General features: G+C 61.9%; 25 protein-coding genes and 1 pseudogene. 20 read left to right on the top strand and 6 right to left on the bottom strand.

Annotated elements, in window-relative coordinates:
- Window positions 1-1,161: 1,161 nt before the first annotated feature.
- The 3 genes from VRB54_RS01800 to rpmE all read right to left on the bottom strand — a co-directional run bounded on the left by VRB54_RS01800 (window position 1,162) and on the right by rpmE (window position 3,669).
- Entirely contained in the window at window positions 1,162-2,430 is a 1,269-nt protein-coding gene (locus VRB54_RS01800) for a malic enzyme-like NAD(P)-binding protein (RefSeq protein ID WP_338479295.1), read from the bottom strand.
- A 178-nt stretch (window positions 2,431-2,608) separates the two neighbouring features.
- Window positions 2,609-3,418, bottom strand: a complete 810-nt coding sequence (locus tag VRB54_RS01795; protein ID WP_338479294.1) for a thermonuclease family protein — start codon at window positions 3,416-3,418, stop codon at window positions 2,609-2,611.
- 14 nt (window positions 3,419-3,432) lie between these two features.
- Complete coding sequence (gene rpmE, locus VRB54_RS01790) at window positions 3,433-3,669, bottom strand: 50S ribosomal protein L31 (protein ID WP_003237330.1); 237 nt, start codon at window positions 3,667-3,669, stop codon at window positions 3,433-3,435.
- A gap of 219 nt (window positions 3,670-3,888) precedes the next feature.
- Here rpmE and VRB54_RS01785 point away from each other — a divergent pair, with 219 nt between their 5' ends.
- From VRB54_RS01785 to VRB54_RS01745, 9 genes are all read left to right on the top strand, one after another.
- Complete coding sequence (locus tag VRB54_RS01785) at window positions 3,889-6,108, top strand: primosomal protein N' (RefSeq protein WP_338479292.1); 2,220 nt, start codon at window positions 3,889-3,891, stop codon at window positions 6,106-6,108.
- Window positions 6,109-6,311: 203 nt separating this feature from the next.
- Window positions 6,312-8,048, top strand: a complete 1,737-nt coding sequence (argS, locus tag VRB54_RS01780; RefSeq protein ID WP_338479291.1) for an arginine--tRNA ligase — start codon at window positions 6,312-6,314, stop codon at window positions 8,046-8,048.
- Between the two features lies 1 nt (window position 8,049).
- Window positions 8,050-8,751: an SPOR domain-containing protein gene (locus VRB54_RS01775; protein ID WP_209987582.1), complete on the top strand. Its 702-nt coding sequence runs from the start codon at window positions 8,050-8,052 to the stop codon at window positions 8,749-8,751.
- Window positions 8,752-9,006: 255 nt separating this feature from the next.
- Window positions 9,007-9,537 (top strand): ATP-dependent protease subunit HslV, encoded by a 531-nt coding sequence (hslV, locus tag VRB54_RS01770; protein WP_003237338.1) that lies wholly within the window; start codon window positions 9,007-9,009, stop codon window positions 9,535-9,537.
- Window positions 9,538-9,574: 37 nt separating this feature from the next.
- Complete coding sequence (gene hslU, locus VRB54_RS01765) at window positions 9,575-10,912, top strand: ATP-dependent protease ATPase subunit HslU (protein WP_003237340.1); 1,338 nt, start codon at window positions 9,575-9,577, stop codon at window positions 10,910-10,912.
- A 120-nt stretch (window positions 10,913-11,032) separates the two neighbouring features.
- The gene (locus tag VRB54_RS01760) at window positions 11,033-11,410 is read left to right on the top strand and encodes a DUF971 domain-containing protein (RefSeq protein WP_338479290.1); all 378 of its coding nucleotides are present in this window, start codon (window positions 11,033-11,035) and stop codon (window positions 11,408-11,410) included.
- 249 nt (window positions 11,411-11,659) lie between these two features.
- A complete protein-coding gene (gene phaC, locus VRB54_RS01755; protein WP_338479289.1) occupies window positions 11,660-13,339 on the top strand; it encodes a class II poly(R)-hydroxyalkanoic acid synthase in 1,680 nt (559 codons plus the stop codon).
- A 161-nt stretch (window positions 13,340-13,500) separates the two neighbouring features.
- A complete protein-coding gene (gene phaZ / locus VRB54_RS01750) occupies window positions 13,501-14,346 on the top strand; it encodes a poly(3-hydroxyalkanoate) depolymerase (RefSeq protein ID WP_338479288.1) in 846 nt (281 codons plus the stop codon).
- A gap of 64 nt (window positions 14,347-14,410) precedes the next feature.
- The gene (locus VRB54_RS01745; RefSeq protein ID WP_338479287.1) at window positions 14,411-15,031 is read left to right on the top strand and encodes a TetR/AcrR family transcriptional regulator; all 621 of its coding nucleotides are present in this window, start codon (window positions 14,411-14,413) and stop codon (window positions 15,029-15,031) included.
- Between the two features lie 88 nt (window positions 15,032-15,119).
- Here the strand turns inward: VRB54_RS01745 and VRB54_RS01740 are convergent, their stop codons facing one another.
- The 3 genes from VRB54_RS01740 to VRB54_RS01730 all read right to left on the bottom strand — a co-directional run bounded on the left by VRB54_RS01740 (window position 15,120) and on the right by VRB54_RS01730 (window position 16,791).
- Window positions 15,120-15,977: a phasin family protein gene (locus tag VRB54_RS01740; RefSeq protein WP_338479286.1), complete on the bottom strand. Its 858-nt coding sequence runs from the start codon at window positions 15,975-15,977 to the stop codon at window positions 15,120-15,122.
- A 12-nt stretch (window positions 15,978-15,989) separates the two neighbouring features.
- Complete coding sequence (locus VRB54_RS01735) at window positions 15,990-16,412, bottom strand: phasin family protein (RefSeq protein ID WP_338479285.1); 423 nt, start codon at window positions 16,410-16,412, stop codon at window positions 15,990-15,992.
- Window positions 16,413-16,515: 103 nt separating this feature from the next.
- The gene (locus VRB54_RS01730; RefSeq protein ID WP_338479284.1) at window positions 16,516-16,791 is read right to left on the bottom strand and encodes a polyhydroxyalkanoic acid system family protein; all 276 of its coding nucleotides are present in this window, start codon (window positions 16,789-16,791) and stop codon (window positions 16,516-16,518) included.
- 144 nt (window positions 16,792-16,935) lie between these two features.
- Here VRB54_RS01730 and ubiE point away from each other — a divergent pair, with 144 nt between their 5' ends.
- The 11 genes and pseudogenes from ubiE (at window position 16,936) to VRB54_RS24425 (ending at window position 24,921) form a co-directional block, all read left to right on the top strand.
- A complete protein-coding gene (gene ubiE / locus VRB54_RS01725) occupies window positions 16,936-17,706 on the top strand; it encodes a bifunctional demethylmenaquinone methyltransferase/2-methoxy-6-polyprenyl-1,4-benzoquinol methylase UbiE (RefSeq protein WP_209987558.1) in 771 nt (256 codons plus the stop codon).
- A complete protein-coding gene (locus VRB54_RS01720; protein WP_338479283.1) occupies window positions 17,706-18,329 on the top strand; it encodes a ubiquinone biosynthesis accessory factor UbiJ in 624 nt (207 codons plus the stop codon). Before ubiE ends, VRB54_RS01720 begins: the two co-directional genes overlap by 1 nt.
- A complete protein-coding gene (gene ubiB / locus VRB54_RS01715) occupies window positions 18,326-19,930 on the top strand; it encodes a ubiquinone biosynthesis regulatory protein kinase UbiB (RefSeq protein ID WP_338479282.1) in 1,605 nt (534 codons plus the stop codon). The genes VRB54_RS01720 and ubiB overlap by 4 nt, the downstream gene beginning before the upstream one ends.
- A 41-nt stretch (window positions 19,931-19,971) precedes the next feature.
- Window positions 19,972-20,364 carry a phosphoribosyl-AMP cyclohydrolase gene (hisI, locus tag VRB54_RS01710; RefSeq protein ID WP_057008528.1) on the top strand — a complete coding sequence of 131 codons (393 nt, stop codon included), beginning with the start codon at window positions 19,972-19,974 and terminating at the stop codon, window positions 20,362-20,364.
- A gap of 2 nt (window positions 20,365-20,366) precedes the next feature.
- Window positions 20,367-20,699 (top strand): phosphoribosyl-ATP diphosphatase, encoded by a 333-nt coding sequence (locus VRB54_RS01705; RefSeq protein WP_209987548.1) that lies wholly within the window; start codon window positions 20,367-20,369, stop codon window positions 20,697-20,699.
- A 26-nt stretch (window positions 20,700-20,725) separates the two neighbouring features.
- The gene (locus tag VRB54_RS01700; protein WP_003237389.1) at window positions 20,726-21,004 is read left to right on the top strand and encodes a twin-arginine translocase TatA/TatE family subunit; all 279 of its coding nucleotides are present in this window, start codon (window positions 20,726-20,728) and stop codon (window positions 21,002-21,004) included.
- A 10-nt stretch (window positions 21,005-21,014) separates the two neighbouring features.
- Complete coding sequence (tatB, locus tag VRB54_RS01695) at window positions 21,015-21,416, top strand: Sec-independent protein translocase protein TatB (RefSeq protein ID WP_057008529.1); 402 nt, start codon at window positions 21,015-21,017, stop codon at window positions 21,414-21,416.
- Window positions 21,413-22,201, top strand: coding sequence for a twin-arginine translocase subunit TatC (gene tatC, locus VRB54_RS01690; RefSeq protein WP_338479281.1), 789 nt, complete (start codon window positions 21,413-21,415; stop codon window positions 22,199-22,201). Before tatB ends, tatC begins: the two co-directional genes overlap by 4 nt.
- Window positions 22,198-22,905 carry a 16S rRNA (uracil(1498)-N(3))-methyltransferase gene (locus VRB54_RS01685; RefSeq protein ID WP_338479280.1) on the top strand — a complete coding sequence of 236 codons (708 nt, stop codon included), beginning with the start codon at window positions 22,198-22,200 and terminating at the stop codon, window positions 22,903-22,905. Before tatC ends, VRB54_RS01685 begins: the two co-directional genes overlap by 4 nt.
- Before the next feature lie 99 nt (window positions 22,906-23,004).
- Window positions 23,005-24,063 (top strand): annotated as a pseudogene (locus tag VRB54_RS24430) (methyl-accepting chemotaxis protein); the annotation flags it as partial.
- A complete protein-coding gene (locus tag VRB54_RS24425) occupies window positions 24,049-24,921 on the top strand; it encodes a methyl-accepting chemotaxis protein (RefSeq protein ID WP_422396089.1) in 873 nt (290 codons plus the stop codon). The pseudogene VRB54_RS24430 and the gene VRB54_RS24425, both read left to right, overlap by 15 nt.
- Window positions 24,922-24,972: the final 51 nt, after the last annotated feature.

The following is a 24,972-nucleotide window of genomic DNA, read 5'->3' as shown; positions in this document are numbered from 1 at the left end:
TGCGGCCGGATACAGATCCAATGTGGGAGGGGGCTTGCTCCCGATGGCAGTGTGGCAGTCACTGGATGTATTGACTGGTGCACCGCTATCGGGAGCAAGCCCCTCCCACATTTGGATCTCCACAAGCCTCAAGTTGATCGCCAGGCTGCAGGCCGATGAGGCAGCGCCGAGCGACTTGTTCTAACCCGATCTGCGGCCTGATACAGATCCAATGTGGGAGGGGGCTTGCTCCCGATGGCGGTGTGACAGTCACTGGATGTATTGACTGGTGCACCGCTATCGGGAGCAAGCCCCTCCCACATTTGGATCTCCACAAGCCTCAAGTTGATCGCCAGGCTGCCGGCTGATGAAGCAGCGCCGATCGATTTGTTCTAACCCGATCTGCGGCCTGATACAGATCCAATGTGGGAAGGGGCCTGCTCCCGATGGCAGTGTGACAGTCACTTGATGCAGTGCCTGATACACCGCTATCGGGAGCAAGCCCCCTCCCACATTTGGGTCTCCACAAGCCTCAAGTTGATCGCCAGGCTGCAGGCGGATGAGGCAGCGCCGATCGATTTGTTCTAACCCGATCTGCGGCCTGATACAGATCCAATGTGGGAAGGGGCCTGCTCCCGATGGCAGTGTGACAGTCACTTGATGCAGTGCCTGATACACCGCTATCGGGAGCAAGCCCCCTCCCACATTTGGGTCTCCACAAGCCTCAAGTTGATCGCCAGGCTGCAGGCGGATGAGGCAGCGCCGATCGACTTGTTCTAACCCGATCTGCGGCCGGATACAGATCCAATGTGGGAGGGGGCTTGCTCCCGATGGCAGTGTGGCAGTCACTGGATGTATTGACTGGTGCACCGCTATCGGGAGCAAGCCCCCTCCCACATTTGGATCTCCACAAGCCTCAAGTTGATCGCCAGGCTGCAGGCCGATGAGGCAGCGCCGAGCGACTTGTTCTAACCCGATCTGCGGCCTGATACAGATCCAATGTGGGAGGGGGCTTGCTCCCGATGGCGGTGTGACAGTCACTGGATGTATTGACTGGTGCACCGCTATCGGGAGCAAGCCCCTCCCACATTTGGATCTCCACAGGCCTCAAGTTAATCGCCAAGTCACAAAAAAGCCCCGACTCATCCGAGCCGGGGCTTTTTGTTGGTGCGCTACAACGGCTTAGCCGTTGAACACATCATCCACGCTTTGCAGCGGGTAGTGCTTCGGATACGGCAGGGTGGCCACACCGGTCTCGATGGCGGCCTTGACCACGGCGTCGGAGATCAGGGTGATCAGACGCTTGTCCATCGGTTTCGGAATGATGTACTCACGACCGAACGCCAGCGGAGCACCACCGTAGGCGTCGCAGACGTCCTGTGGCACCGGAAGCTTGGCCAGTTCGCGCAGGGCATTGGCGGCAGCGACTTTCATTTCTTCGTTGATGCGCTTGGCGCGAACGTCCAGGGCGCCACGGAAGATGAACGGGAAGCCCAGTACGTTGTTGACCTGGTTCGGGTAGTCCGAACGACCGGTGGCCATGATCACGTCGCTGCGGGTGGCGTGGGCCAGCTCAGGCGAGATCTCGGGGTCCGGGTTGGAGCAGGCGAACACAATCGGGTTCGGCGCCATGGATTTGAGGCCTTCGGCGCTCAGCAGGTTCGGCCCGGACAGACCAACGAACACGTCGGCACCGTTGAGCGCGTCAGCCAGGGTGCGCTTGGAGGACGGGTGGGCAAACATCGCCTTGTACTGGTTCAGGTCGGTACGCTCGGACTGGATCACGCCCTTGCTGTCGACCATGTAAATGTTTTCGAGCCTGGCGCCCATGCTGATGATCAGCTTCATGCAGGAAATAGCGGCGGCACCGGCACCCAGGCAGACGATTTTCGCCTCAGCCAGGGTTTTGCCCGCGATTTCCAGAGCGTTGATCATGCCGGCTGCGGTAACAATCGCAGTGCCGTGCTGGTCATCGTGGAATACCGGAATGTCGCACTGTTCGATCAACGCTTTTTCGATCTCGAAGCACTCAGGTGCCTTGATGTCTTCCAGGTTGATGCCACCGAAGGTGATGGAAATGCGCTTGACCGTGTCGATGAACGCCTGCGGGCTCTCGGAGTCGACTTCGATGTCGAACACGTCGATGCCGGCAAAGCGCTTGAACAGCACGCCCTTGCCTTCCATGACAGGCTTGGACGCCAGCGGGCCGAGGTTACCCAGGCCAAGAATCGCGGTGCCATCGGAAATCACTGCAACCAGGTTGCCTTTGCCGGTGTACTTGTACGCCAGTTCAGGGTCGCGGGCGATTTCACGTACGGGCTCGGCAACACCAGGGCTGTAAGCCAGCGACAGGTCGCGAGCAGTGGCAGTGGCTTTGGTGAGCTCTACACTCAGCTTTCCTGGACGAGGATGGGCATGATATTCGAGAGCGGCAGTTTTCAAATCAGACATATCGGCATTCCGCTTTTACTGTTGGTCGACGGACCGCCGAGGATACGCGCGAAGCAATTTCCCTACAAGACTGGGCAGTCACGGGCCTCAAGTCCCCGCAACCAAGCACTTTAGGCGCAGGCCACGGGATACAAGGGCGCAACTGTTCACAATCACAGCATTTAAATGTCTACAATTTTTATTGGCGAGACGACTTGAGCATGGCCGGATCGCTCAACGGCAGCAACCAGCGCGCCTGGCCGCTCTCAAGACGACCACGTCGAGCACGATCCTGCACCCAGCCACGCGCTTCGATAGTCTGGCCTTGCAGACCATTGAGCATGGCTGCGTCGAACTTCCCGGCCACATTCGGCGCAACGCGCAATACCAGCGAACCCGGCAGTTGAATCCAGATGCCACCGCGATTGCGTTCGACCTTTTTCACCCGGCCGCTGATCAGGGCAAACCCTGCACGCCTGACCTGCGCCACGCTGCGCACGGGCGATGTGCGCCACAGCCCAAGCCGACGCTGGCGCGCGACGTTTTCAGCCGCCTGCTGGCATGCAATGAGATCGACATTGGGTGCAATGCCTACCTGAAACCCCAGGCCCTCGCTGAGCAACTGCGCCTCAAGGTTGTTGCCATTGGCGCCGTATAGATGGCCCAGCGTCCGGCCGTAATGATCCTTGCGCTCGCGCCCCGGCACCAGCCCCACGCGACCGCCACTGGCGCGCACCAAGGCCTGTAAACGTTGACGGGCGGCGACGGCATAGGGTTCGTCGGGGCGACCTTTTTTAGCGGTTTCCGGTGCATTGAGCCCGATCATTCGCACGCTGCGGCCATCCGTAAGGCGCACCGTGTCGCCATCCACCACGCGCTTGACCTGCACCTGGGCCACGGAGGCCGGCGCCGGGCAGAACACCTCGGCCTGGGCGGCGGACAGCCAAATTCCGGGCACAAAAAAGGCGCCCACAAGGGACGCCTTTTTCAACAGCTGGCAAAAGCCCATAAGGCTTTTGAACCTTACTCTGCCGGAGTGGCAGCAGCAGGTTTCTTGCCGAAAGCACCAAAGCGATCTGCGAAGCGCTGTACACGGCCGCCGGTGTCCAGAGTTTTCTGCTTACCGGTGTAGAACGGGTGGCACTCGTTGCATACGTCAGTACCCAGTGGCTTGCACAGGTTCGAACGGGTTTCGAACTTGTTGCCGCAGCTGCAGGTGACTTCGATGGTTTCGTACGCTGGATGGATATCGGCTTTCATGGCACTTCCTCGGGCTAGCGTGCCGCCACTCGACACTATTGTCGAATACCGCACGTAATTAGGCCGCGGATTCTAACAGACCTTTCAAATCACGCAAGCGGCGCTCACAGCCCAAACCCTTCCTTTCATCAGAAAACTGTCGGCTACCCCAAGCCTCCCCCTGTCTGCTAGGCTCGCGCCCCTGCACCACCGCCTGCATTTATAGATGAGACCTCTCGCGTGCCCGACGCCATTTTGCGCCTAGCCCTGCCCTCGCCCCTGCGCCGCCTGTTCGATTACCGCGCGCCGGCCGGTGTGCTGCGAGCGCAGTTGCAGCCGGGCATGCGCGTGCGCGTGCCGTTCGGCCGCCGGGAAATGATCGGCATACTGGTGGAAATTGCCGACCACAGTGAAGTCCCAGCCGAAAAGCTCAAGCCCGCACTGGCGATCATCGACGCCACCGCGCCACTGCCACCGGCGCTGTTCAAGCTGTGCCTGTGGACCGCCCAGTATTATCAGCACAGCCTTGGCGACACCTTGAGCTGGGCGCTGCCGGTGCTGCTGCGCCAGGGCGAACTGGCCGAAGCGCGCCAGGAACGCTTCTGGTCCACGGTGCCCGGCGCGCGCCTCGACGACCCGCGCATCGCCCGCGCCCCGCGCCAGCGTGAGGCTCTTGCCACCCTGGCGCAGCACCCCCATGGCGTGGCGCATCAACTGTTAAGCAAGCTGATGCTGAGCAAGGACAGCCTCGACCTGCTGCTGGCCAAAGGGCTGGTGCAGGTCGAAATCCGCAAACATGCGCCCGACCCGCGCCATGAACACTGGCTGGCCCAGCCGGAGCTGCCGCTGAACGCCGAGCAACGCGCCGCCTATGAAGCGATCCGCGCGGGCTTCGACAGCTTTCACGCGTTCCTGCTGGCCGGCGTCACCGGCAGCGGCAAGACCGAAGTCTATTTGCAGTTGATCCGCGAGACCCTGCAGGCCGGCAAACAGGCGCTGGTGCTGATCCCCGAGATCAACCTGGGCCCGCAGACCCTGGCGCGTTTCGAGCAACGCTTCAATGCGCGCATTGCCCTGGTGCACTCGGCGGTCAACGACCGTGAGCGCCTGGAGTCGTGGCTGGCGGCGCGGGACGGCGAGGCCGACATCATCATCGGCACCCGTTCGGCGCTGTTTACGCCGATGAAAAATCCCGGGCTGATCATCATCGACGAGGAGCACGACGGCTCCTATAAACAGCAGGAAGGCCTGCGTTATCACGCCCGCGACCTCGCGCTGGTGCGCGCGCGCCAGGAGGACATTCCGATTGTGCTGGGTTCGGCCACGCCGTCCCTGGAGAGCCTGCACAACGCCTACACCGGCCGCTATGGCCTGCTGCGCCTGAACGAGCGCGCCGGCGGCGCCAAACAGCCACGTTTCCTGCGTCTGGACGTAAAAAGCCGTCCGCTGGACAGCGGCATTTCCGGGCCGATGCAACAAGCCATCGGCCAGACCCTCGCCGCCGACCAGCAGGTGCTGGTGTTTCTCAATCGACGCGGTTTCGCACCAACGCTGTTGTGCCACGACTGTGGCTGGATGTCCGAATGTGAGCGTTGCGATGCGCGCATGACCGTGCACCAGCGCCACGGCGAGCTGCGCTGCCATCATTGCGGCCATGTGGAGCGGGTGCCGCGCCACTGCCCGCAGTGCGGCAAGGTCGACCTGCGCCCCGTCGGCGCGGGCACCGAGCGCGCCGAAGAGCGCCTGGGCATCCTGTTTCCGGATTACCCGGTGCTGCGGGTCGACCGTGACAGCACCTCGCGCAAAGACGCCATGAATCAGCTGTTTGCCACCATCCAGAAAGGCCAGCCGTGCATTCTGGTGGGCACACAGATGCTCGCCAAAGGGCATCACTTCCCACGGGTCACCCTGGTGTCGATCCTCGATGCGGACGGCGGCCTGTTCTCCGGGGATTTTCGCGCCAGCGAGCGCATGGCGCAGTTGATCGTGCAGGTTGCCGGCCGCGCCGGCCGCGCCGAAGAGCCGGGCCGGGTGATTATCCAGACACACCTGGCCGACCACCCGCTGCTGATCCAGCTGACCGAACAGGGCTACTTCGCCTTCGCCGAACAGGCACTGAGCGAACGCCGCTCCGCCGGCCTGCCGCCGTTTGCCCACCTCGCCCTGCTGCGCGCCGAAGCCCATAAACCGGGGCAGGCCGAAAGCTTCCTCGATGAGGCGTGCAGCGCCGCTGAACGTTTGCTGGCAGAGCTGGGTCTGAGCGGCATCGAGCTGCTTGGCCCGGTGCCCGCCCCCATGGAGCGCCGCGCCGGGCGTTATCGCGCCCAATTGCTGTTGCAGGCGACCTCCCGCGCACCGTTGCACCGGCTGTTGAGCAGCTGGTTGCTGGCCCTGGAGCAAATGCCCGGCGGCCGGCAGGTGCGCTGGTCGCTGGATGTGGATCCGGTGGATTTGTATTGATAGCCAGATCGCTATCGCAGGCACGCCAGCGCCCACAGTTGAAATGTGAATACCTTTAAATACAGGAGCGGGCTCGCCCGCGATGAAGCCCGCAGGTCCGCCATACGGTCTGAACGGTTGGCAAGCTCGCCCTCGCCACGGATAATGCCCAGTTTTTCCACCTGCGCATCGCGCGCCGCCGCTTGCGGTTGAAAGAGAACACCATGAAAGACACCATTCGCCAGCTGATCCAGCAAGCCCTCACCCAACTCGTCAACGAAGGTGTGTTGCCTGAAGGCCTGTCGCCGGCGATCCAGGTGGAAAACACCCGCGACAAGACCCACGGCGACTTCGCCAGCAACATCGCGATGATGTTGTCCAAGCCGGCCGGCATGAAGCCCCGCGACCTGGCAGAAAAAATCATCGCCGCGCTGCCCGCCGACGCCAGCGTCACCAAGGCCGAAATCGCCGGCCCGGGCTTTATCAACTTCTTCCAGAACACCCAGGCCCTGGCCTCGCGCCTGGATGCAGCCCTGGCCGACGCCCGCATCGGGGCACGCAAAGCGGACGACAGCCAGCGCGTGGTCGTCGACCTGTCGGCGCCCAACCTGGCCAAGGAGATGCACGTCGGCCATCTGCGCTCGACCATCATCGGCGACGGCGTGGCGCGGGTGCTGGAGTTTCTCGGCGACACCGTGATCCGGCAGAACCACGTAGGCGACTGGGGCACCCAGTTCGGCATGCTGATGGCCTACCTGCAGGAGAACCCGATCACCAGCAACGAGCTGGCCGACCTCGAGAACTTCTACCGCGCGGCCAAAAAACGCTTCGACGAGTCCGAGGCGTTTGCCGACCGCGCACGTGGCCTGGTGGTCAAGCTGCAAGCCGGTGACGCCGAATGCCTGGCACTGTGGAACCGTTTCCGTGAGATTTCCCTGTCCCACTGCCAGGACATCTACGAGCTGCTCAACGTCAAACTGACCATGGCCGACGTAATGGGCGAAAGCGCCTACAACGACGACCTGATCAACGTGGTCAACGACCTCAAGGCCGCAGGCCTGCTGGTCGAGAGCAACGGCGCGCAGTGCGTGTTCCTCGAAGAATTCAAGACCGCCGACGGCGAGCCGCTGCCGGTGATCATCGTCAAGGCCGATGGCGGCTACCTCTACGCCACCACCGACCTCGCCGCCGTGCGCTACCGCAGCGGCGTACTCAAGGCCGACCGCGCCTTGTACTTCGTCGACCAGCGCCAGGCCCTGCATTTCCAGCAGGTGTTCGAAGTGGCCCGCCGTGCAGGTTTCGTCACCCACCCGATGCACATGGAGCACATGGGCTTCGGCACCATGAACGGCGCCGATGGCCGCCCGTTCAAGACCCGCGACGGCGGCACCGTGAAGCTGATCGATCTGCTGACCGAAGCCCAGGAACGTGCCTACACCCTGGTGAAGGAAAAGAACCCGGAGCTGGCCGAGGCCGACCTGCGCAACATCGCCCGCGTGGTGGGCATTGGCGCGGTGAAGTACGCCGACCTGTCCAAGCACCGCACCAGCGATTACAGCTTCAACTTCGAGCTGATGCTGAACTTCGAAGGCAACACCGCGCCTTACCTTCTCTACGCCTACACCCGCGTGGCCGGTGTCTTCCGCAAACTGGGCAAGGATTTCAGCGAAGTCCAGGGCCAGATCAATCTTCAGGCCCCCCAGGAACACGAGCTGGCGGCCAAACTCGCGCAGTTCGGCGAAGTGCTGAACAGCGTCGGCGAAAAGGGCACGCCGCACATCCTTTGCACCTATCTGTACGAAGTGGCCGGGTTGTTCTCCAGCTTCTACGAGAACTGCCCGATCCTCACCGCCGACGACGAAGCCCAGAAGCACAGTCGCCTGCGCCTCGCCGCACTGGCTGGACGGACCCTCAAGCAAGGCCTGGAACTGTTAGGCCTGGAAACCCTGGAGCGTATGTAAGTTGGCTGCCAAGAAGAAACCAGCACCCAAGCGCGGCGCGAGCCGCTATCAGGCCCCGGCAAAGAAGCCGATTCCGGGCTGGCTGTGGATGGCGATCGGCCTTACGGTCGGCGCGTTTGTCGTGTTCCTGATGAAGCTGGACCCGGGCCAGGGCGACGACGTCAAACGGGTCAAGCAGGAACAGCAGAAGGCCAGCAAAATGGCCGAGGCCAACAAGACCGCGCCCAGCCCGACCGCACCAGTGAAGCCGAAATACGACTTCTACACGCTGCTGCCCGAGTCGGAAGTGATCGTGCCGCCTGATGCCGTGCCGGAAAAAACCCTGCCGACGCCGCAGGTGCCGACCACCCCGGTGACCCCGGCGGAAGCTGCAAAAATCGACACCGCCCGCGCCCAGGCGGCGCTGGCCGGGATCACTCCGCCGCCGGCACCGCCAGTTGCCGAAACCAAGGCGGCGCCGGTGACCAAGTTCTTCCTGCAGGCGGGCTCGTTCCCGAAACAGGCGGATGCGGAGCGCGTTCGCGCGCAGATCATCCTGCTGGGCCAGACCGTTTCGGTGGAGTCCGGCACGGTGAAGGAAGCGACCTGGTACCGCGTGCTGGTGGGCCCGTTCAGCAACCGTGAGCAATTGACCGTGGCGCAGAAGCAACTGGCCGGCGCGGGCTTTAGCAACCTGTTGTTACAACAACGCCAGAGCCGCTGATCCAGGCGTAACGCTGGTCAAAATGTGGGAGGGGGCTTGCTCCCGATAGCAGTGTTTCAGTCACGCATTCAGTGACTGACGCACCGCCATCGGGAGCAAGCCCCCTCCCACATTGGACTTTCATTGATCTTCAGAATGAGTCCGACACTGCCGCGCCGCTTGTCCGCACAAAGCCCTTATAGTTGAAATCCCCCCACCACCCCCATATCAGTTTCCATCAGGGCATTTTCGCCCCGCTGCGTGGAGACTCTCCCCTTGACCACCATCGTTTCAGTACGTCGCCACGGCAAAGTCGTCATGGGCGGCGACGGCCAGGTTTCCCTGGGCAACACCGTGATGAAAGGCAACGCCAAGAAAGTGCGTCGCCTGTACCACGGCCAGGTGCTTGCCGGTTTCGCCGGCGCTACCGCCGACGCCTTCACCCTCTTCGAGCGTTTCGAAGGCCAGTTGGAAAAACACCAGGGCCACCTCGTACGCGCTGCGGTCGAGCTTGCCAAAGAATGGCGCACCGACCGCTCCCTCAGCCGCCTCGAAGCCATGCTGGCGGTCGCCAACAAGGACGCGTCCCTGATCATCACCGGCAACGGCGATGTGGTTGAGCCTGAACATGGCCTGATCGCCATGGGTTCCGGCGGTGGCTACGCCCAGGCGGCGGCCAGTGCACTGCTGAAGAAGACCGACCTGTCGGCCCGCGAAGTCGTCGAGACCGCGCTGGGTATCGCCGGCGATATCTGCGTGTTCACCAACCACAACTTCACCATTGAGGAGCAGGACCTCGCCGAGTAAGCCGTAGGCTTATTTGCGCTTGAGGCCGCCAAACACTATGTCCATGACTCCCCGCGAAATCGTCCATGAACTCAACCGCCATATCATCGGCCAAGACGATGCCAAGCGCGCCGTCGCCATCGCCCTGCGTAACCGCTGGCGCCGGATGCAACTGCCCGAAGAGCTGCGCGTTGAAGTAACACCCAAGAACATCCTGATGATCGGGCCTACCGGCGTGGGTAAAACCGAGATCGCCCGGCGCCTGGCCAAACTGGCCAACGCACCGTTCATCAAAGTCGAAGCGACCAAGTTCACCGAAGTGGGCTACGTGGGCCGTGATGTCGAGTCGATCATCCGTGACCTGGCCGACGCTGCCCTGAAGATGCTGCGCGAACAGGAAGTGACCAAGGTCAGCCATCGTGCTGAAGACGCCGCCGAAGAACGTATCCTCGACGCCCTGCTGCCTCCGGCACGCATGGGTTTCAACGAAGACTCGGCGCAGTCCACCGATTCCAATACGCGCCAGCTGTTCCGCAAGCGTCTGCGTGAAGGGCAACTGGACGACAAGGAAATCGAGATCGAAGTCGCCGAAGTCTCTGGCGTCGACATCTCCGCACCGCCTGGCATGGAAGAAATGACCAGCCAGTTGCAGAACCTGTTCGCCAACATGGGCAAGGGCAAGAAGAAAAGCCGCAAGCTCAAGGTCAAGGACGCGCTCAAACTGGTGCGCGACGAAGAAGCCGGGCGCCTGGTCAATGAGGAAGAACTCAAGGCCAAGGCCTTGGAAGCGGTCGAGCAGCACGGCATTGTATTCATCGACGAGATCGACAAGGTTGCCAAACGCGGCAACTCCGGTGGTGTCGATGTATCCCGCGAAGGCGTGCAGCGCGACCTGCTGCCGCTGATCGAAGGCTGCACCGTGAACACCAAGCTGGGCATGGTCAAGACCGACCATATCCTGTTTATCGCCTCCGGCGCGTTCCACCTGAGCAAACCGAGCGACCTGGTGCCGGAGCTGCAAGGCCGCCTGCCGATTCGCGTGGAGCTCAAAGCGCTGACGCCGGGTGACTTCGAGCGCATCCTCAGCGAACCGCATGCTTCGCTCACCGAGCAGTACCGTGAATTGCTGAAAACCGAGGGCCTGGGTATCGAGTTTCAGCCGGACGGCATCAAGCGCCTGGCCGAGATTGCCTGGCAGGTCAACGAGAAGACCGAGAACATCGGGGCCCGTCGCCTGCACACGCTGCTTGAGCGTTTGCTGGAGGAAGTGTCCTTCAGTGCCGGCGACCTGGCCGGTGCGCAAAATGGCGAAGTGATCAAAATCGACGCGGATTACGTCAACAGCCACTTGGGCGAATTGGCGCAGAACGAAGATTTGTCGCGCTACATCCTGTGACCGCCCTGCTCTAAAGTGTGGGAGGGGGCTTGCTCCCGATAGCAGTGTGTCAGTATCCGATAAGCTGACGGACACACCGCTATCGGGAGCAAGCCCCTCCCACATTTTGGAATATCGCCAATGTCTAAATTCCCTACCGCTGTAAACCTGCACAAAACCTCCAACACCCTCGGCCTCACCTACGGGCCTGACGAAGTGTACCAACTCCCCGCCGAGCTGCTGCGTACTCACTCGCCTTCCGCCGAGGTCCAGGGCCACGGCAAACCCATCCTGCAATTCGGCAAGCTCCACGTTAAGTTGATCAAGGTGGAACCGGCCGGCCAGTACGCACTGAAATTGACCTTTGACGACGGCCACGACAGCGGACTGTTCACCTGGGATTACCTCTACCAACTGGCCGTGCGTCAGGAAAACCTGTGGGCCGACTACCTGGCCGAACTCAAGGCCGCCGGCAAAACCCGCGACCCAAGCGAATCGGTCGTGCGGCTGATGCTCTAGCTCAGGCTTCCTGAGCTTTAGAGAGCATTTTCTAATTTCATCTGCTTGAATGCTCTGTCCCGTGGTCAATGATTGGCCCGCTTGCGGAAAAAATTAAACTCGGGTAACCAATGGAACTGGCAAGTTCCCTGCATTTGACGATGCGGTATCAACGGTCACCCAAGTTGCAGTACCTGGTTTGTGCCGTGTATCGAAACTGGACGCTCGGGCATGACTGGTACTCGTCTTTCGGACAATGGAGCGTCGTAGATGAGTGACAAGAACAACGATGACTTGAAACGCCAGGCCTCGGAAAACACCCTGGGGCTGAACCCGATCATCGCGTTACGCAAAAAGGACTTACTCGCCTCGGCGAAGATGGTGCTGACCCAGGCCATCAGGCAACCGCTGCACAGCGTCAAACATGCCGCCCACCTTGGGCTCGAGTTGAAGAACGTGATGTTCGGCCAATCTGCGCTGGTGCCGGAGCACGACGACCGTCGCTTCAGCGACCCGACCTGGAGCCAGAACCCGCTCTACAAACGCTATCTTCAAACCTATCTGGCGTGGCGCAAGGAACTGCACGACTGGATCGACGACAGCAGCCTGTCGCCCCAGGACATCAGCCGCGGTCACTTCGTGATCAACCTGATGACCGAAGCCATGGCCCCCACCAACAGCGTGGCCAACCCGGCGGCGGTCAAACGCTTCTTCGAGACTGGCGGCAAAAGCCTGCTCGACGGCCTGTCCCACCTGGCCAAGGACATGGTGCACAACGGCGGCATGCCCAGCCAGGTCAACATGGGCGCCTTCGAAGTGGGCAAGACCTTGGGCACCACCGAAGGCGCGGTGGTGTTTCGCAATGACGTGCTGGAGCTGATCCAGTACAAGCCGATCACCGAACAGGTGCACGAGCGCCCACTGCTGGTGGTGCCGCCGCAGATCAACAAATTCTACGTATTCGACCTGAGCCCGGAAAAAAGCCTGGCGCGCTTCTGCCTGCGCAATAACCAGCAGACTTTTATCGTCAGCTGGCGCAACCCGACCAAGGCCCAGCGCGAGTGGGGCCTGTCGACCTACATCGAAGCGCTCAAGGAAGCGGTGGACGTGGTCAGCGCGATCACCGGCAGCAAGGACATCAACATGCTCGGCGCCTGCTCCGGCGGCATCACCTGCACTGCGCTGCTGGGCCACTACGCGGCGCTGGGCGAGAGCAAGGTCAACGCGCTGACCCTGCTGGTGAGCGTGCTGGATACTACGCTGGACACTCAGGTGGCGCTGTTCGTCGACGAACAGACCCTGGAAGCGGCCAAGCGCCATTCCTATCAGGCCGGGGTACTCGAAGGCCGCGACATGGCCAAGGTATTCGCGTGGATGCGCCCCAACGACCTGATCTGGAACTACTGGGTCAACAACTACCTGCTGGGTAATGAGCCGCCAGTGTTCGACATCCTGTTCTGGAACAACGACACCACGCGCCTGCCGGCTGCGTTCCACGGCGACCTGATCGAACTGTTCAAGAACAACCCCCTGGTGCGCGCCAATGCCCTGGAAGTGTGCGGCACGCCCATCGATCTCAAGCAGATCACCGCCGATATCTACTCCCTGGCCGGCACCAACGACCACATTACGCCGTGGCAGTCCTGCTACAAGTCGGCGCAGTTGTTTGGCGGCAAGGTGGAGTTCGTGCTGTCGAGCAGCGGACATATCCAGAGCATCCTCAACCCGCCGGGCAACCCCAAGGCGCGCTATCAGACCAGCGACGGCCTGGCGGGCAAGCCGCTGGAGTGGCAGGAGAATGCGACCAAGCACACCGATTCGTGGTGGCTGCACTGGCAGGCGTGGCAGGCAGAACGCGCCGGAAAATTGAAGAAAGCCCCCGCGAAACTGGGCAATAAAGCCTACGCCGCAGCCGAAGCGGCGCCGGGCACCTATGTGCATGAACGCTAGAACACACTTTTATGATGGGATGAGATCAGTTGTGGAAGGGGACTTGCTCCCGATAGCGATGTGTCAGTCAACATCTGCATCACTGATATGCCGTCATCGGGAGCAAGCCCCCTCCCACAGTTCGATCCCATTCCAGCTGTAACACTGCACAGGGCTTGAGCATGTCGCAACCGTTCATCTTCCGCACCATCGACCTGGGCGGCCAGACCCTGCGCACGGCGGTGCGCCCGGGCAAGCCGCACATGACACCGCTGCTGATCTTCAATGGCATCGGCGCCAACCTGGAGCTGGTGTTTCCGTTCGTGCAGGCCCTGGACCCGGACCTGGAAGTAATTGCCTTCGATGTGCCCGGCGTCGGCGGTTCTTCGACGCCCAATCGACCCTACCGCTTCCCGGGCCTGGCCAGGCTCACCGCGCGCATGCTCGATTATCTGGACTACGGCCAGGTCAACGTGGTGGGCGTGTCCTGGGGCGGCGCGCTGGCGCAGCAGTTCGCCCATGACTACCCGGAACGCTGCAAGAAACTGATCCTGGCGGCCACGGCGGCGGGTGCGGTGATGGTGCCGGGCAAACCCAGGGTGCTGTGGCTGATGGCAAGCCCGCGCCGCTATATCCAGCCGTCCCACGTAGTGCGTATTGCGCCGATGATCTACGGCGGCTCGTTCCGCCGCGATGCCAGACTGGCTGCCGAGCACGCCAGCAAAGTGCGCTCGGCGGGCAAGCTGGGTTACTACTGGCAGCTGTTCGCGGGGCTGGGCTGGACCAGCATCCATTGGTTGCACAAGATCCGCCAGCCGACCCTGGTGCTGGCCGGCGACGACGACCCGCTGATCCCGCTGATCAACATGCGCCTGCTGGCCTGGCGCATCCCCAATGCGCAGTTGCACATCATCGATGACGGCCATCTGTTCCTGATCACCCGGGCCGAAGCCGTGGCGCCGATCATCATGAAGTTTCTTCAGGAGGAGCGCCTGCGCGCCGTGATTCACCCGCGACCTGCCGTGTAAGAACGCACTGCCGGCCACCTGTGTGCGCCTGCGCTCTACTCAACGATCAACCCAAGAAGACCGGATGAAGACCCGCGACCGTATCCTTGAATGTGCCCTGCAGTTGTTCAACCACAAAGGCGAACCCAATGTGTCGACCATGGAGGTGGCCAACGAAATGGGGATCAGCCCCGGCAACCTCTACTACCACTTCCATGGCAAGGAGCCGCTGGTGCTCGGGCTGTTCGAGCGCTTTCAGGCCGAGCTGGCGCCGCTGCTCGACCCGCCCGCCGACGCGCACCTGGAGCCCCAGGATTACTGGCTGTTCCTGCACCTGATCGTCGAGCGCATGGCGCATTACCGGTTTCTGTTCCAGGACCTGTCCAACCTGGCCGGACGCCTGCCCAAGCTGGCCAAGGGCATTCGCCACCTGCTCACCGCCCTCAAGCGCACCCTCGCCTCGCTGCTGGCGCGGCTCAAGGCCGCCGGGCAACTGGTAAGCGATACCCAGGCGCTGGGGCAACTGGTGGAGCAGATCACCCTGACCCTGCTGTTTTCCCTGGACTATCAGCGCGTTCTCGGCCGCGTCGGTGAGGTGCAGGTGGTGGTCTACCAGATCATGATGCTGGTGGCGCCGCACCTGTTGCCGCCGGCACGCCAGGCCACCGAACGGCTGGCGCTGCGTTACCTGCAAGACCCGGTTTAACGGGCACACTTATTCAAGTGCTGTCTTTCGAACACAAAAAAACGCCCGGCCTTCGCAGGCCGGGCGTTTTTGCGTACCCCGAAAAAAATCAGGACTGACTGGTTGGCGTCGGGGTGACCGGCGTCGCCGTCGAGGTTGCCGCCGGTGCAGAGACCGAGTTGGCTGCGGAGGCGGTTGAGGCCGAGGTTGCCGGCTTGGCAGCGGCGGGTTTCTTCGCAGCGGCAGGTTTTCTGGCGGCAGGTTTCGCAGCAGGCTTGGCGGCAGCAGGTTTTGCAGCAGCGGTTTTTGCTGCAGGTTTTGCAGCGGCTTTCGTCGCTGGTTTGGCTGCGGTCTTCGCTGCTGGCTTGGCCGCTGCTTTAGCCGCCACCGGTTTGGCCGCCGGCTTGGCTACTGGCTTGGCTGCTGCGGTTTTTGCAGCAGGCTTGGCAGCCACCTTGGCCGGGGCCTTGGCGGCAGGCTTGGCCGCGCTTTTCGCAGCAGGCTTGGCGGCTGCCGTTTTAGCGACCGCAGGCTTGGCAGCAGGTTTGGCCGCCGCTGTTTTCACTGGAGCCGCCTTGGCGCCAGTGAGTTTTTCAATCTGCCGGGTCAAGGTATCGACCTTGCTGTGCAGGGTCTTGAGTTCTGCCTTGCTCGGCACGCCCAGACGCGAAATGGCACTGTTGAGGCGCTTGTCGAAAGTCTCTTCCAACTTGCTCCACGTGTCGGAAATGCTCGACTTGGCGGAGCCGGCACTGGCCTTGGCCGCGTCGACTTTTTTACCCACCGTGGTCTTGGTCAACTTCTCGGCTTTCTCGCCGTCCTTGACCAGAGTCTCGAAGTATTTGCCGCCATCACTGCTAACCTTCGAGTACACGCCTAAACCAGCAAGCCAGATTTTGCGGGAATATTTTTCAACTTCCCCGACCCACGAGCTGCCTTCTTTCTGAGTAGTCTTTTTAACAGCCATTCCGGTGTCTCCTTAGTGTTTACGCGCGACACGTTCGAGCAATGCCGTCAGCTCTTCGAGCTTAGCAGAGAGTGTCTCAACGTCATGTTTAGACGCAATGCCGATTCGATTCAAGGCACTTGCAACACGCGAGTCAAAAGCTTGTTCAACTTTATCCAGTTGAACTTCAACCAGGCCTTTGACGCTTGAGAGATGACTCTTTACTTGATCAATCTGACTGTTAGCCGCAGCCACTTGTTCAACTGCAACTTTTTTGCTTTTACTTTCAACATGTTGACCGCTCTTGACGAGTTCGTTGAAGTACGCGCTGCCCTCGCTGCCGACCTTGGCATAGACACCAAGGCCCGCCAGCCAGATCGTGCGGGCGTAGCGTTTAACGTCACTTAAGACAGGCGGCTGAACATCGATTTTTTTTCGCAGCATAACTTTGGCCATGGTGCACCTCACATCAATCAGGGCGGAAATCGGCCCGCAGGAGTTGAGGGCTTGAGCACAAAGTAGGCTGGAAAATTAGAATCGGCACCCTAAGTACAATCGATCAGGCCAACGCCTTGTCCAGTGCCTTCTCGATCTCGGTTTTGAGCGTGCCACTCATGGCCGACATCAACAATCCCAGTTCCACGTCAATACGCAGCGAGTCTTCATCCACCCGAACCGTGCCCTTAACTCCCGACCGTTTGAGGTTCAAGGTATCGCCAGACCAGGCTGACTCCACCCCATACTTATCCTGGAGTTTCTGCGCCAGCGTGTCGGCCTTTGCCCGCGCCCCTTCCTTACCCAGGGAATGCTCACGCTCAACGGTTATACGGGCCATGCCAATGACTCCTTTCAAGAGGGGCTGAGAAACCTTCAATGCGGCGAAAGGTCTCGATAAGCACCTATCTTACCTGCAGCCTTGCCAAGACAAAGCAGGCCTTGGGGATTATCATGTGCCGCATTCTCTTTTGGTGACAGCGATATGACTGATCAGCGCAAAGGCAGCGATGCCGAACCCACCACTCACTTCGGCTTCAAGAACGTCCCGCAAAGCCAGAAAGCGGAAAAGGTCGCTGAGGTGTTCCACTCCGTGGCGGCCAAGTACGACCTGATGAACGACGTGCTGTCGGGCGGCATGCACCGCCTGTGGAAGCGCTTCACCATCGAGTTGTCGGGCGTACGCACCGGTAACCGCGTGCTGGACATTGCCGGCGGCACCGGCGATCTGGCGGCCAAGTTCTCCAGGCTGGTCGGCCCCACCGGTCAGGTAGTGCTGGCGGATATCAACGGCTCGATGCTCAAGGTCGGCCGCGATCGTCTGCTGGACAAGGGCGTGGCCGACAACATCAAGTTCGTCCAGGCCGACGCGGAAAAACTACCGTTCCCGGACAACCATTTCGACTGCGTGACCATCGCCTTCGGCCTGCGCAACGTGACCCGCAAGGAAGACGCGATCCGCTCGATGCTGCGCGTGCTCAAACCCGGCGGTCGCCTGCTGGTGCTGGAGTTCTCCAAGCCGACCAATGCGCTGATGTCCAAGGTCTACGACACCTACTCGTTCGCCTTCATGCCGCTGATGGGCAAGCTGATCACCAACGATGCCGAGAGCTATCGCTACCTGGCCGAATCGATCCGCATGCACCCCGATCAGGAAACCCTCAAGTCGATGATGGTGGAAGCCGGTTTCGACCGCGTGACCTACCACAACATGACCTCAGGCATTGTCGCCCTGCACCGCGGCATCAAACCCTGATGCTGCTCGCGGGCCTTCTTGCCGGCGTCGAACACGGGCTCAACCGTGTACTGCGCCTGGACAGCACCGCACTGGCGCGGCTGGCGCATTTGAACGGCAAGGTGATTGCCGTCGATTGCACACGCCCCGCCCTGCAGCTGTTCATCCTGCCCAGCGACGAAGGCCTGCTGCTCGCCACACAATGGGCGGCCGAAGCCGATTGCACCCTGCGCGCGCCGGCCTCCAGCCTGTTGCACCTGGCGCTGAGCCGCAACAAGACCGCCATCCTGCACAGCCCGCAGGTACACCTGGAAGGCGAAAGCGCGGTGCTGATGGACCTGGCCGCCGTGTTGCAGGATCTGGAGCTGGACTGGGAATACGAGCTGTCGCGCTGGCTCGGTCCAGTGGCCACCCCATTGATCAGCGGGCACCTGCGCAGCCGCGCGCAGTGGTATCAACAGGGGTTTGCCAGCCTTAACCAGAACCTCGCCGAATACCTGAGCGAAGAAGCGCGCACCCTGGTCGGGGAGCGAGAAGCGCAAGCGCGCTTTCGTGAACTCGACAAGGCCAAAATTGACCTGGAACGCCTTGAGGCCCGCTTCGAGCGCCTGAACCGTTCCCTTGATCCAAGCGATAACGCATGAAGCTGCTCGCCGTCCGCCGTTTGTTTCGTATCCAGCGCGTGGTCATGCGCTACCGCCTCGATGACCTGCTGTTCGCCCTGCCGCTGCCATGGTTTTTGCTGGCGGTGCGCTATGTGCTGCCGTGGCGCTGGCTGCCGCGCAAAAAGCTCGAGCTGAGCCGTGGCGCGCGCCTGCGTCTGGCATTGCAGGACCTGGGACCGATCTTCATCAAGTTCGGGCAGATCCTCTCTACCCGCCGTGACCTGCTGCCCGAAGATATCGCCGACGAACTGATGCTGCTGCAGGATCGCGTGCCGCCGTTCGACTCACAGCAGTCGATGGCGCTGATCGAAGCCCAGTTGGGCAAGAAGATCAGCGACGTGTTCCGGCGCTTCGACGTCGAGCCGCTGGCCTCGGCCTCGGTCGCGCAAGTGCACGCCGCGCAGCTCAAGACCGGCGAAGAAGTGGTGGTGAAAGTGATTCGCCCGGGCCTCAAGCCGATCATCGGCCAGGACCTGGCGTGGCTGTTCGTCCTCGCACGCGCCGCTGAACGCTTCTCTGCCGATGCGCGCCTGCTGCACCCGGTGGACGTGGTCGCCGACTACGAAAAAACCATCTACGACGAGCTCGACCTGCTGCGCGAAGCGGCCAACGCCAGCCAGCTGCGACGCAACTTCGAAGGCTCGCAGTTGCTGTATGTGCCGCAAGTGTATTGGGACTGGTGCCGCCCCAAGGTGCTGGTGATGGAGCGCATCTACGGCCTGCAGGTCACTGACCTCGCCGCCCTGGCTGACCAGCGCACCGACATGAAAATGCTCGCCGAGCGCGGCGTGGAGATCTTCTTCACCCAGGTATTTCGCGACAGTTTCTTCCACGCCGACATGCACCCCGGCAATATCTTTGTCAGCACCGTCACCCCGTGGAGCCCGCAATACATCGCCATCGACTGCGGCATCGTCGGCAGCCTCACCCCGGAAGACCAGGACTACCTGGCGCGCAACCTGTTTGCCTTCTTCAAGCGTGACTACCGCCGTGTGGCGCAGTTGCACATCGACTCGGGCTGGGTGCCGGCGGAAACCAAGCTCAACGAATTCGAAGCAGCGATCCGCACGGTGTGTGAGCCGATCTTTGAAAAACCGTTAAAGGATATCTCCTTCGGTCAGGTGCTGATGCGCCTGTTCCAGACCGCGCGGCGCTTCAATATGGAAGTGCAGCCGCAGTTGGTGTTGCTGCAAAAAACCCTGCTCAACATCGAAGGCCTGGGCCGCCAGCTGTACCCGGACCTGGACCTGTGGAACACCGCCCAACCGTTCCTGGAACGCTGGATGCGCGAGCGCATGAGCCCGAAAACCATGATCGGCAACATGTACAGCCAGATGGAGCAACTGCCCCATCTGGCCAACATGACCCGTGACCTGCTGGAGCGCATGTCCCAGCCTCATGCCAAGGACCGGGAGCCGCCATGGCGCAAGCGCAAGGACGATTGGTTCCTGCGCCTGCTCGGCGCCGCACACCTGGTGGGGGGCGTGATGCTCGCCATCGGCGGGCCGTTGAACGAGTTGGGTTTCTGGCCGGCCGGGGTCATGGTGGCCGTGGGTATTTATCTGATCGTGCGTCGATAGCCAATCCGGTTATACACTGTCGCAAATTGCCGGAGCCGAACATGAAAGACTGGCTGGACGAGATCAAGTGGGACAGTGACGGCCTGGTGCCGGCCATTGCCCAGGACTACAAGACCGGGCGCGTATTGATGATGGCCTGGATGAACCGCGAGGCCCTGAGCCTGACTGCCGCCGAGCAGCGCGCCATTTACTGGTCACGCTCGCGTGGCAAACTGTGGCGCAAGGGCGAAGAGTCCGGGCATGTGCAAACCTTGCATGAGCTACGCCTGGACTGCGACGGCGACGTGGTGATCCTAAAGGTCGAGCAGATCGGCGGCATCGCCTGCCACACCGGGCGCCACAGCTGCTTCTACCGCGTGTTCGAGAACGGCGAGTGGAAAGTGGTAGAGCCGGTACTCAAAGACCCGCACGCCATCTACTCGGCAGGACACTGAACATGAGCGATACCCTCAACCGTGTGGCCCAGGTGCTGGAAGCGCGCAAAGGCGCGGACGCCGACAGTTCCTATGTCGCCAGCCTCTACCACAAGGGCCTCAACAAGATTCTGGAGAAGCTCGGCGAAGAGTCCGTCGAGACGATCATTGCCGCCAAGGATGCGCAGATCAGCGGTGATTGCAGCGATGTCATCTATGAAACCGCCGACCTGTGGTTCCATAGCCTGGTGATGCTCGCCCAATTGGGGCAGCATCCACAGGCCGTGCTGGATGAACTTGACCGTCGCTTCGGCTTGTCCGGGCACGCCGAAAAGGCGTCGCGCCCGTCCGCTTGAATAACTAAGACTGGAGGATTTGCAGCATGGGCATTTTTGACTGGAAACACTGGATCGTCATTCTTGTGGTGGTGGTGTTGGTATTCGGTACCAAAAAACTCAAAAACCTCGGCACCGATGTCGGCGAGTCGATCAAGGGCTTTCGCAAGGCCATGAACGATGATGAAAAACCCGCCGACCCTGTAGTCAACCCTGTGCCGCCGGCCCAACCCGTGCACCCGCAGGCCACCCAGCCGATCACTGAGCGCCGTACCTTCGACGTGCAGGCTGAAAAAGTCGAAGAGCCGACCCGCAAAGACCTGTGAGTACTGACTAATGTTTGGTATCAGCTTCTCTGAACTGCTCCTCGTCGGCCTAGTTGCCCTGCTGGTGCTGGGGCCGGAACGGTTGCCCGGTGCAGCACGCACGGCGGGCCTGTGGATCGGTCGCCTGAAACGCAGTTTCAATGCGATCAAACAGGAAGTTGAACGGGAAATCGGCGCTGACGAAATCCGCCGCCAGTTGCACAACGAACACATCCTGTCGCTGGAGCAGGAGGCGCGCAAGATCCTGACGCCGGTGCAGGAGCCCGCCAAACCGGCGGAGCCTGCGGCCAACAGCATCGCACCGGTGGTTGAAACCCCGCCCGCGCCGCCGACCGTTCCCACAGAACCCGCGCCGGCGCCTGTTGCAGCGCCCGCTCCCCATGACCCTACATTGCCGCCGCGAGCCCCATGAGCGCTGATAAACCGGAAACCGACCAGCACATGCCGCTGGTCTCGCACCTCACCGAGCTGCGTACCCGCCTGCTGCGTTGCGTGGCGGCGATCTTCATCATCTTTGCCGGGCTGTTCGCCTTCACCCAGCAGATCTACACCTTCGTCTCCACGCCCCTGCGCCAGTACCTGCCGGTGGGCGCGACGATGATCGCCACCGATGTGTCGTCGCCGTTCCTCACGCCGTTGAAGCTGACCATGATGGTCTCGCTGTTCCTGGCGATCCCGGTGATCCTGCATCAGATCTGGGGCTTTATCGCGCCGGGCCTGTACAAGCACGAGAAGCGCATTGCGGTGCCGTTGCTGGTGTCGAGCATCCTGCTGTTCTACACCGGCATGGCCTTCGCCTACTTTCTGGTGTTTCCGCTGATCTTCAAGTTCTTCGCCGCCGCCACTCCGGCCGGGGTGGAAATGATGACCGACATCACCAGCTACCTTGATTTTGTGATGACGCTGTTCTTCGCCTTCGGCGTGGCTTTCGAGATCCCGGTGGCCGTGGTGCTGCTGGTGTGGATCGGCGTGGTCGACGTGAAGTACCTGAAGAAAATCCGCCCGTACGTGATCATCGGCTGCTTTGTGGTGGGCATGATCCTCACGCCGCCGGACATTTTCTCCCAGACCCTGCTGGCCGTGCCGATGTGGATGCTGTTCGAGATCGGCATTCTGTTCAGCGGTTTGATCAGCAAGCGGGGCGAGCACTCCGAAGACCAGCCCGACGACGACCAGCCGCCAGCGACCCAGCCGTGAATCTGCTGCTGCTTGAGGAGGCCGACTTTATCGCGGCCGACCGTGTGGTGCTGCGCGACCGGCGCCTGGTGCACATGCAGGACGTCCACCGCGCCGCCGTTGGCGACAACTTGCGCGTTGGCCGCCTCGGTGGGCTGATGGGCAACGCGCAATTGCTGCGCCTGGAAGCGGGCGAGGTCGAACTGCACGTCAGCTTCGACCAGCCGCCGCCGGCCAAACTGCCGCTGACCCTGCTGCTGGCCCTGCCCCGCCCGAAGATGCTGCGCCGCGTGCTGCAAACCGTGGCGGCCATGGGTGTGCCGAGGGTGGTGCTGCTCAACAGCTATCGGGTGGAAAAAAGCTTTTGGCAGACGCCGTTCCTGGAACCAGGGGCGGTACGCGAGCAACTGATTCTCGGCCTGGAACAGGCCCGCGATACGGTGCTGCCGCAGATTATCATCGAGAAGCGCTTCAAGCCGTTCGTCGAAGATCGCCTGCCGACCATGACCCAAGGCACCCTCGGCCTGATCGGTCACCCCGGCGACTACCCGCCCTGCCCACGCGGCCTCGACGAGCCCGTCACGCTGGCCATCGGCCCCGAAGGCGGTTGGATCCCCTACGAGGTGGACCTGCTGACCAGGGCTGGCCTGCAACCGGTGCAACTGGGCGCGCGCATCCTGCGCGTCGAAACCGCCGTCACCGCCCTGCTCGCCCGCCTTTTCTGAAAAAACCCTGCGACAGCGGTTATGTACTGCTACAGAATCCCGAGTCCCTGCCGATAGCTCCTGAATAAGTCCAAGCCTTGCTCCAGGGGAGTTTGCAACATGTATCGTCAGTTAGCCGAAAAGCTGGGTAATGTCAGCGTCAAAACCAAGCTGGCCGTGGGTTTTGGCCTGGTATTGGTGCTGACATTAATGATCACCTTCACCGGCTGGACCAGCCTGGGCGATGTGATTGGTCGGGGTGACAAGCTGGGTTACATCTCCAGCCTCAACGGCGTGACCAAAGACCTGCGTCTGGCGCGCCTGGACTTCGAGATGCGCCGCGGCGAGCAAGGCACCGGCGCGGTCGACAGCCTGATCGCACAATTGGACGACGGCCTGAAAAAAGCCGCGCAGTTGATCGAGCAACCCGACGACAAGGCCCTGGTCGAACAGCAGCAGGAAGCCTTGAGCCAGTACAAAAAAGCCTTCGCCGCCATGGTCCAGGCCGGGCTCAAGCGTGAAGGCGCGCGCAGCAAGCTGGGCGATACTGCCGACAACGCCGTGGCCAAGATCAACGAGATCGAAGCCGCGCTGCTGCAAGGCGACAGCGTTACCCAGTTCAACAGCGTGGTGAGCCTGAGCAAACTGATCCAGCAGGCACGCTTCCAGGTGCGCGGTTACACCTACAGCGGCAAGGTCGAGGCCGAACAGCCGGCGCTGGACGCCATCGACAACGCCCTCAAGAAAGCCAGCGAACTCGAAGGCCAACTGCCGGCCCAGTACCTGACCAACCTGCAACAGGCCGGCGTGTCGCTGCAGGCCTACCGTGCCGCCGTCAGCCAGTACCGTGACTCCCAGACGGCCGCCGCCGCTGCGCTGAAGACCATCAACGCCCAGGGCGAGATCCTGATGGGGCACAGCGAAAAACTCACGGTTTCGCAGACCGCCGTGCGCGATCGCGATGCCGCGCAAGCCAAATACCTGCTGCTGCTGGCCGCCGCGCTGGCATTGGTCGTGGGCCTGTTCGCCGCCTGGGCTATCACGCGCCAGATCATCATCCCGCTCAACCAGACCCTGCAGGTCGCCGAGCGCGTGGCCTCCGGCGATTTGAGCCACAACCTGGAGTCCGTCCGCAAGGACGAACTGGGCCAACTGCAACGGGCCATGCAAAGCATGACCCTGGGCCTGCGTGAGTTGATCGGTGGCATCAGCGACGGCGTGACCCAGATCGCCAGCGCGGCCGAGCAATTGTCGGCGGTCACCGAACAGACCAGTGCCGGCGTCAACAGCCAGAAAGTCGAGACCGACCAGGTGGCCACCGCCATGAACGAAATGGCCGCCACCGTGCAGGAAGTGGCGCGCAACGCCGAAGAGGCTTCAGAGGCGGCCGTGGCCGCCGACCAGCAGGCCCGTGAAGGCGACAAGGTGGTGGCGCAAGCCATCGCCCAGATCGAACGCCTGGCCGCCGAGGTGGGCAGTTCCACCGAGGCCATGGGCCATCTGCAGCGCGAAAGCGACAAGATCGGCAGCGTCCTTGACGTAATCAAATCCGTGGCCCAGCAGACCAACCTGCTCGCGCTCAACGCCGCCATCGAGGCCGCGCGCGCGGGTGAAGCCGGACGCGGTTTTGCCGTGGTCGCCGACGAAGTGCGCAGCCTGGCCCAGCGTACCCAGAAGTCCACCGAGGAGATCGCCGATCTGATCGTCGGTCTGCAGAGCGGCACCCAGCAGGTCGCAACCATCATGGACAACAGCCGCGGCCTCACCGACAGCAGCGTCGAGCTGACCCGTCGCGCCGGCACTGCGCTGTCGAGCATCACCCTGACGGTGTCGACCATCCAGGCGATGAACTCGCAGATCGCCACCGCCGCCGAGCAGCAAAGCGCCGTGGCTGAAGAGATCAACCGCAGCGTGCTGAATGTGCGCGACATCTCGGAGCAGACCGCCGCAGCCAGCGAAGAGACCGCCGCATCGAGTACCGAACTGGCGCGCCTGGGCACCCATCTGCAAGCGTTGGTCAGCCGCTTCCGGGTCTGACGCACTTGCCTGTGCGGCGACCGGTTCGCGGTCGCCGCCGGCCACCTCTGA

Source organism: Pseudomonas trivialis (assembly GCF_036864995.1).
GTDB classification, from domain to species: domain Bacteria; phylum Pseudomonadota; class Gammaproteobacteria; order Pseudomonadales; family Pseudomonadaceae; genus Aquipseudomonas; species Aquipseudomonas trivialis.
The sequence above is the reverse complement of the archived record's forward strand: the minus strand, read 5'-3'. Positions and strand labels throughout refer to the sequence as shown.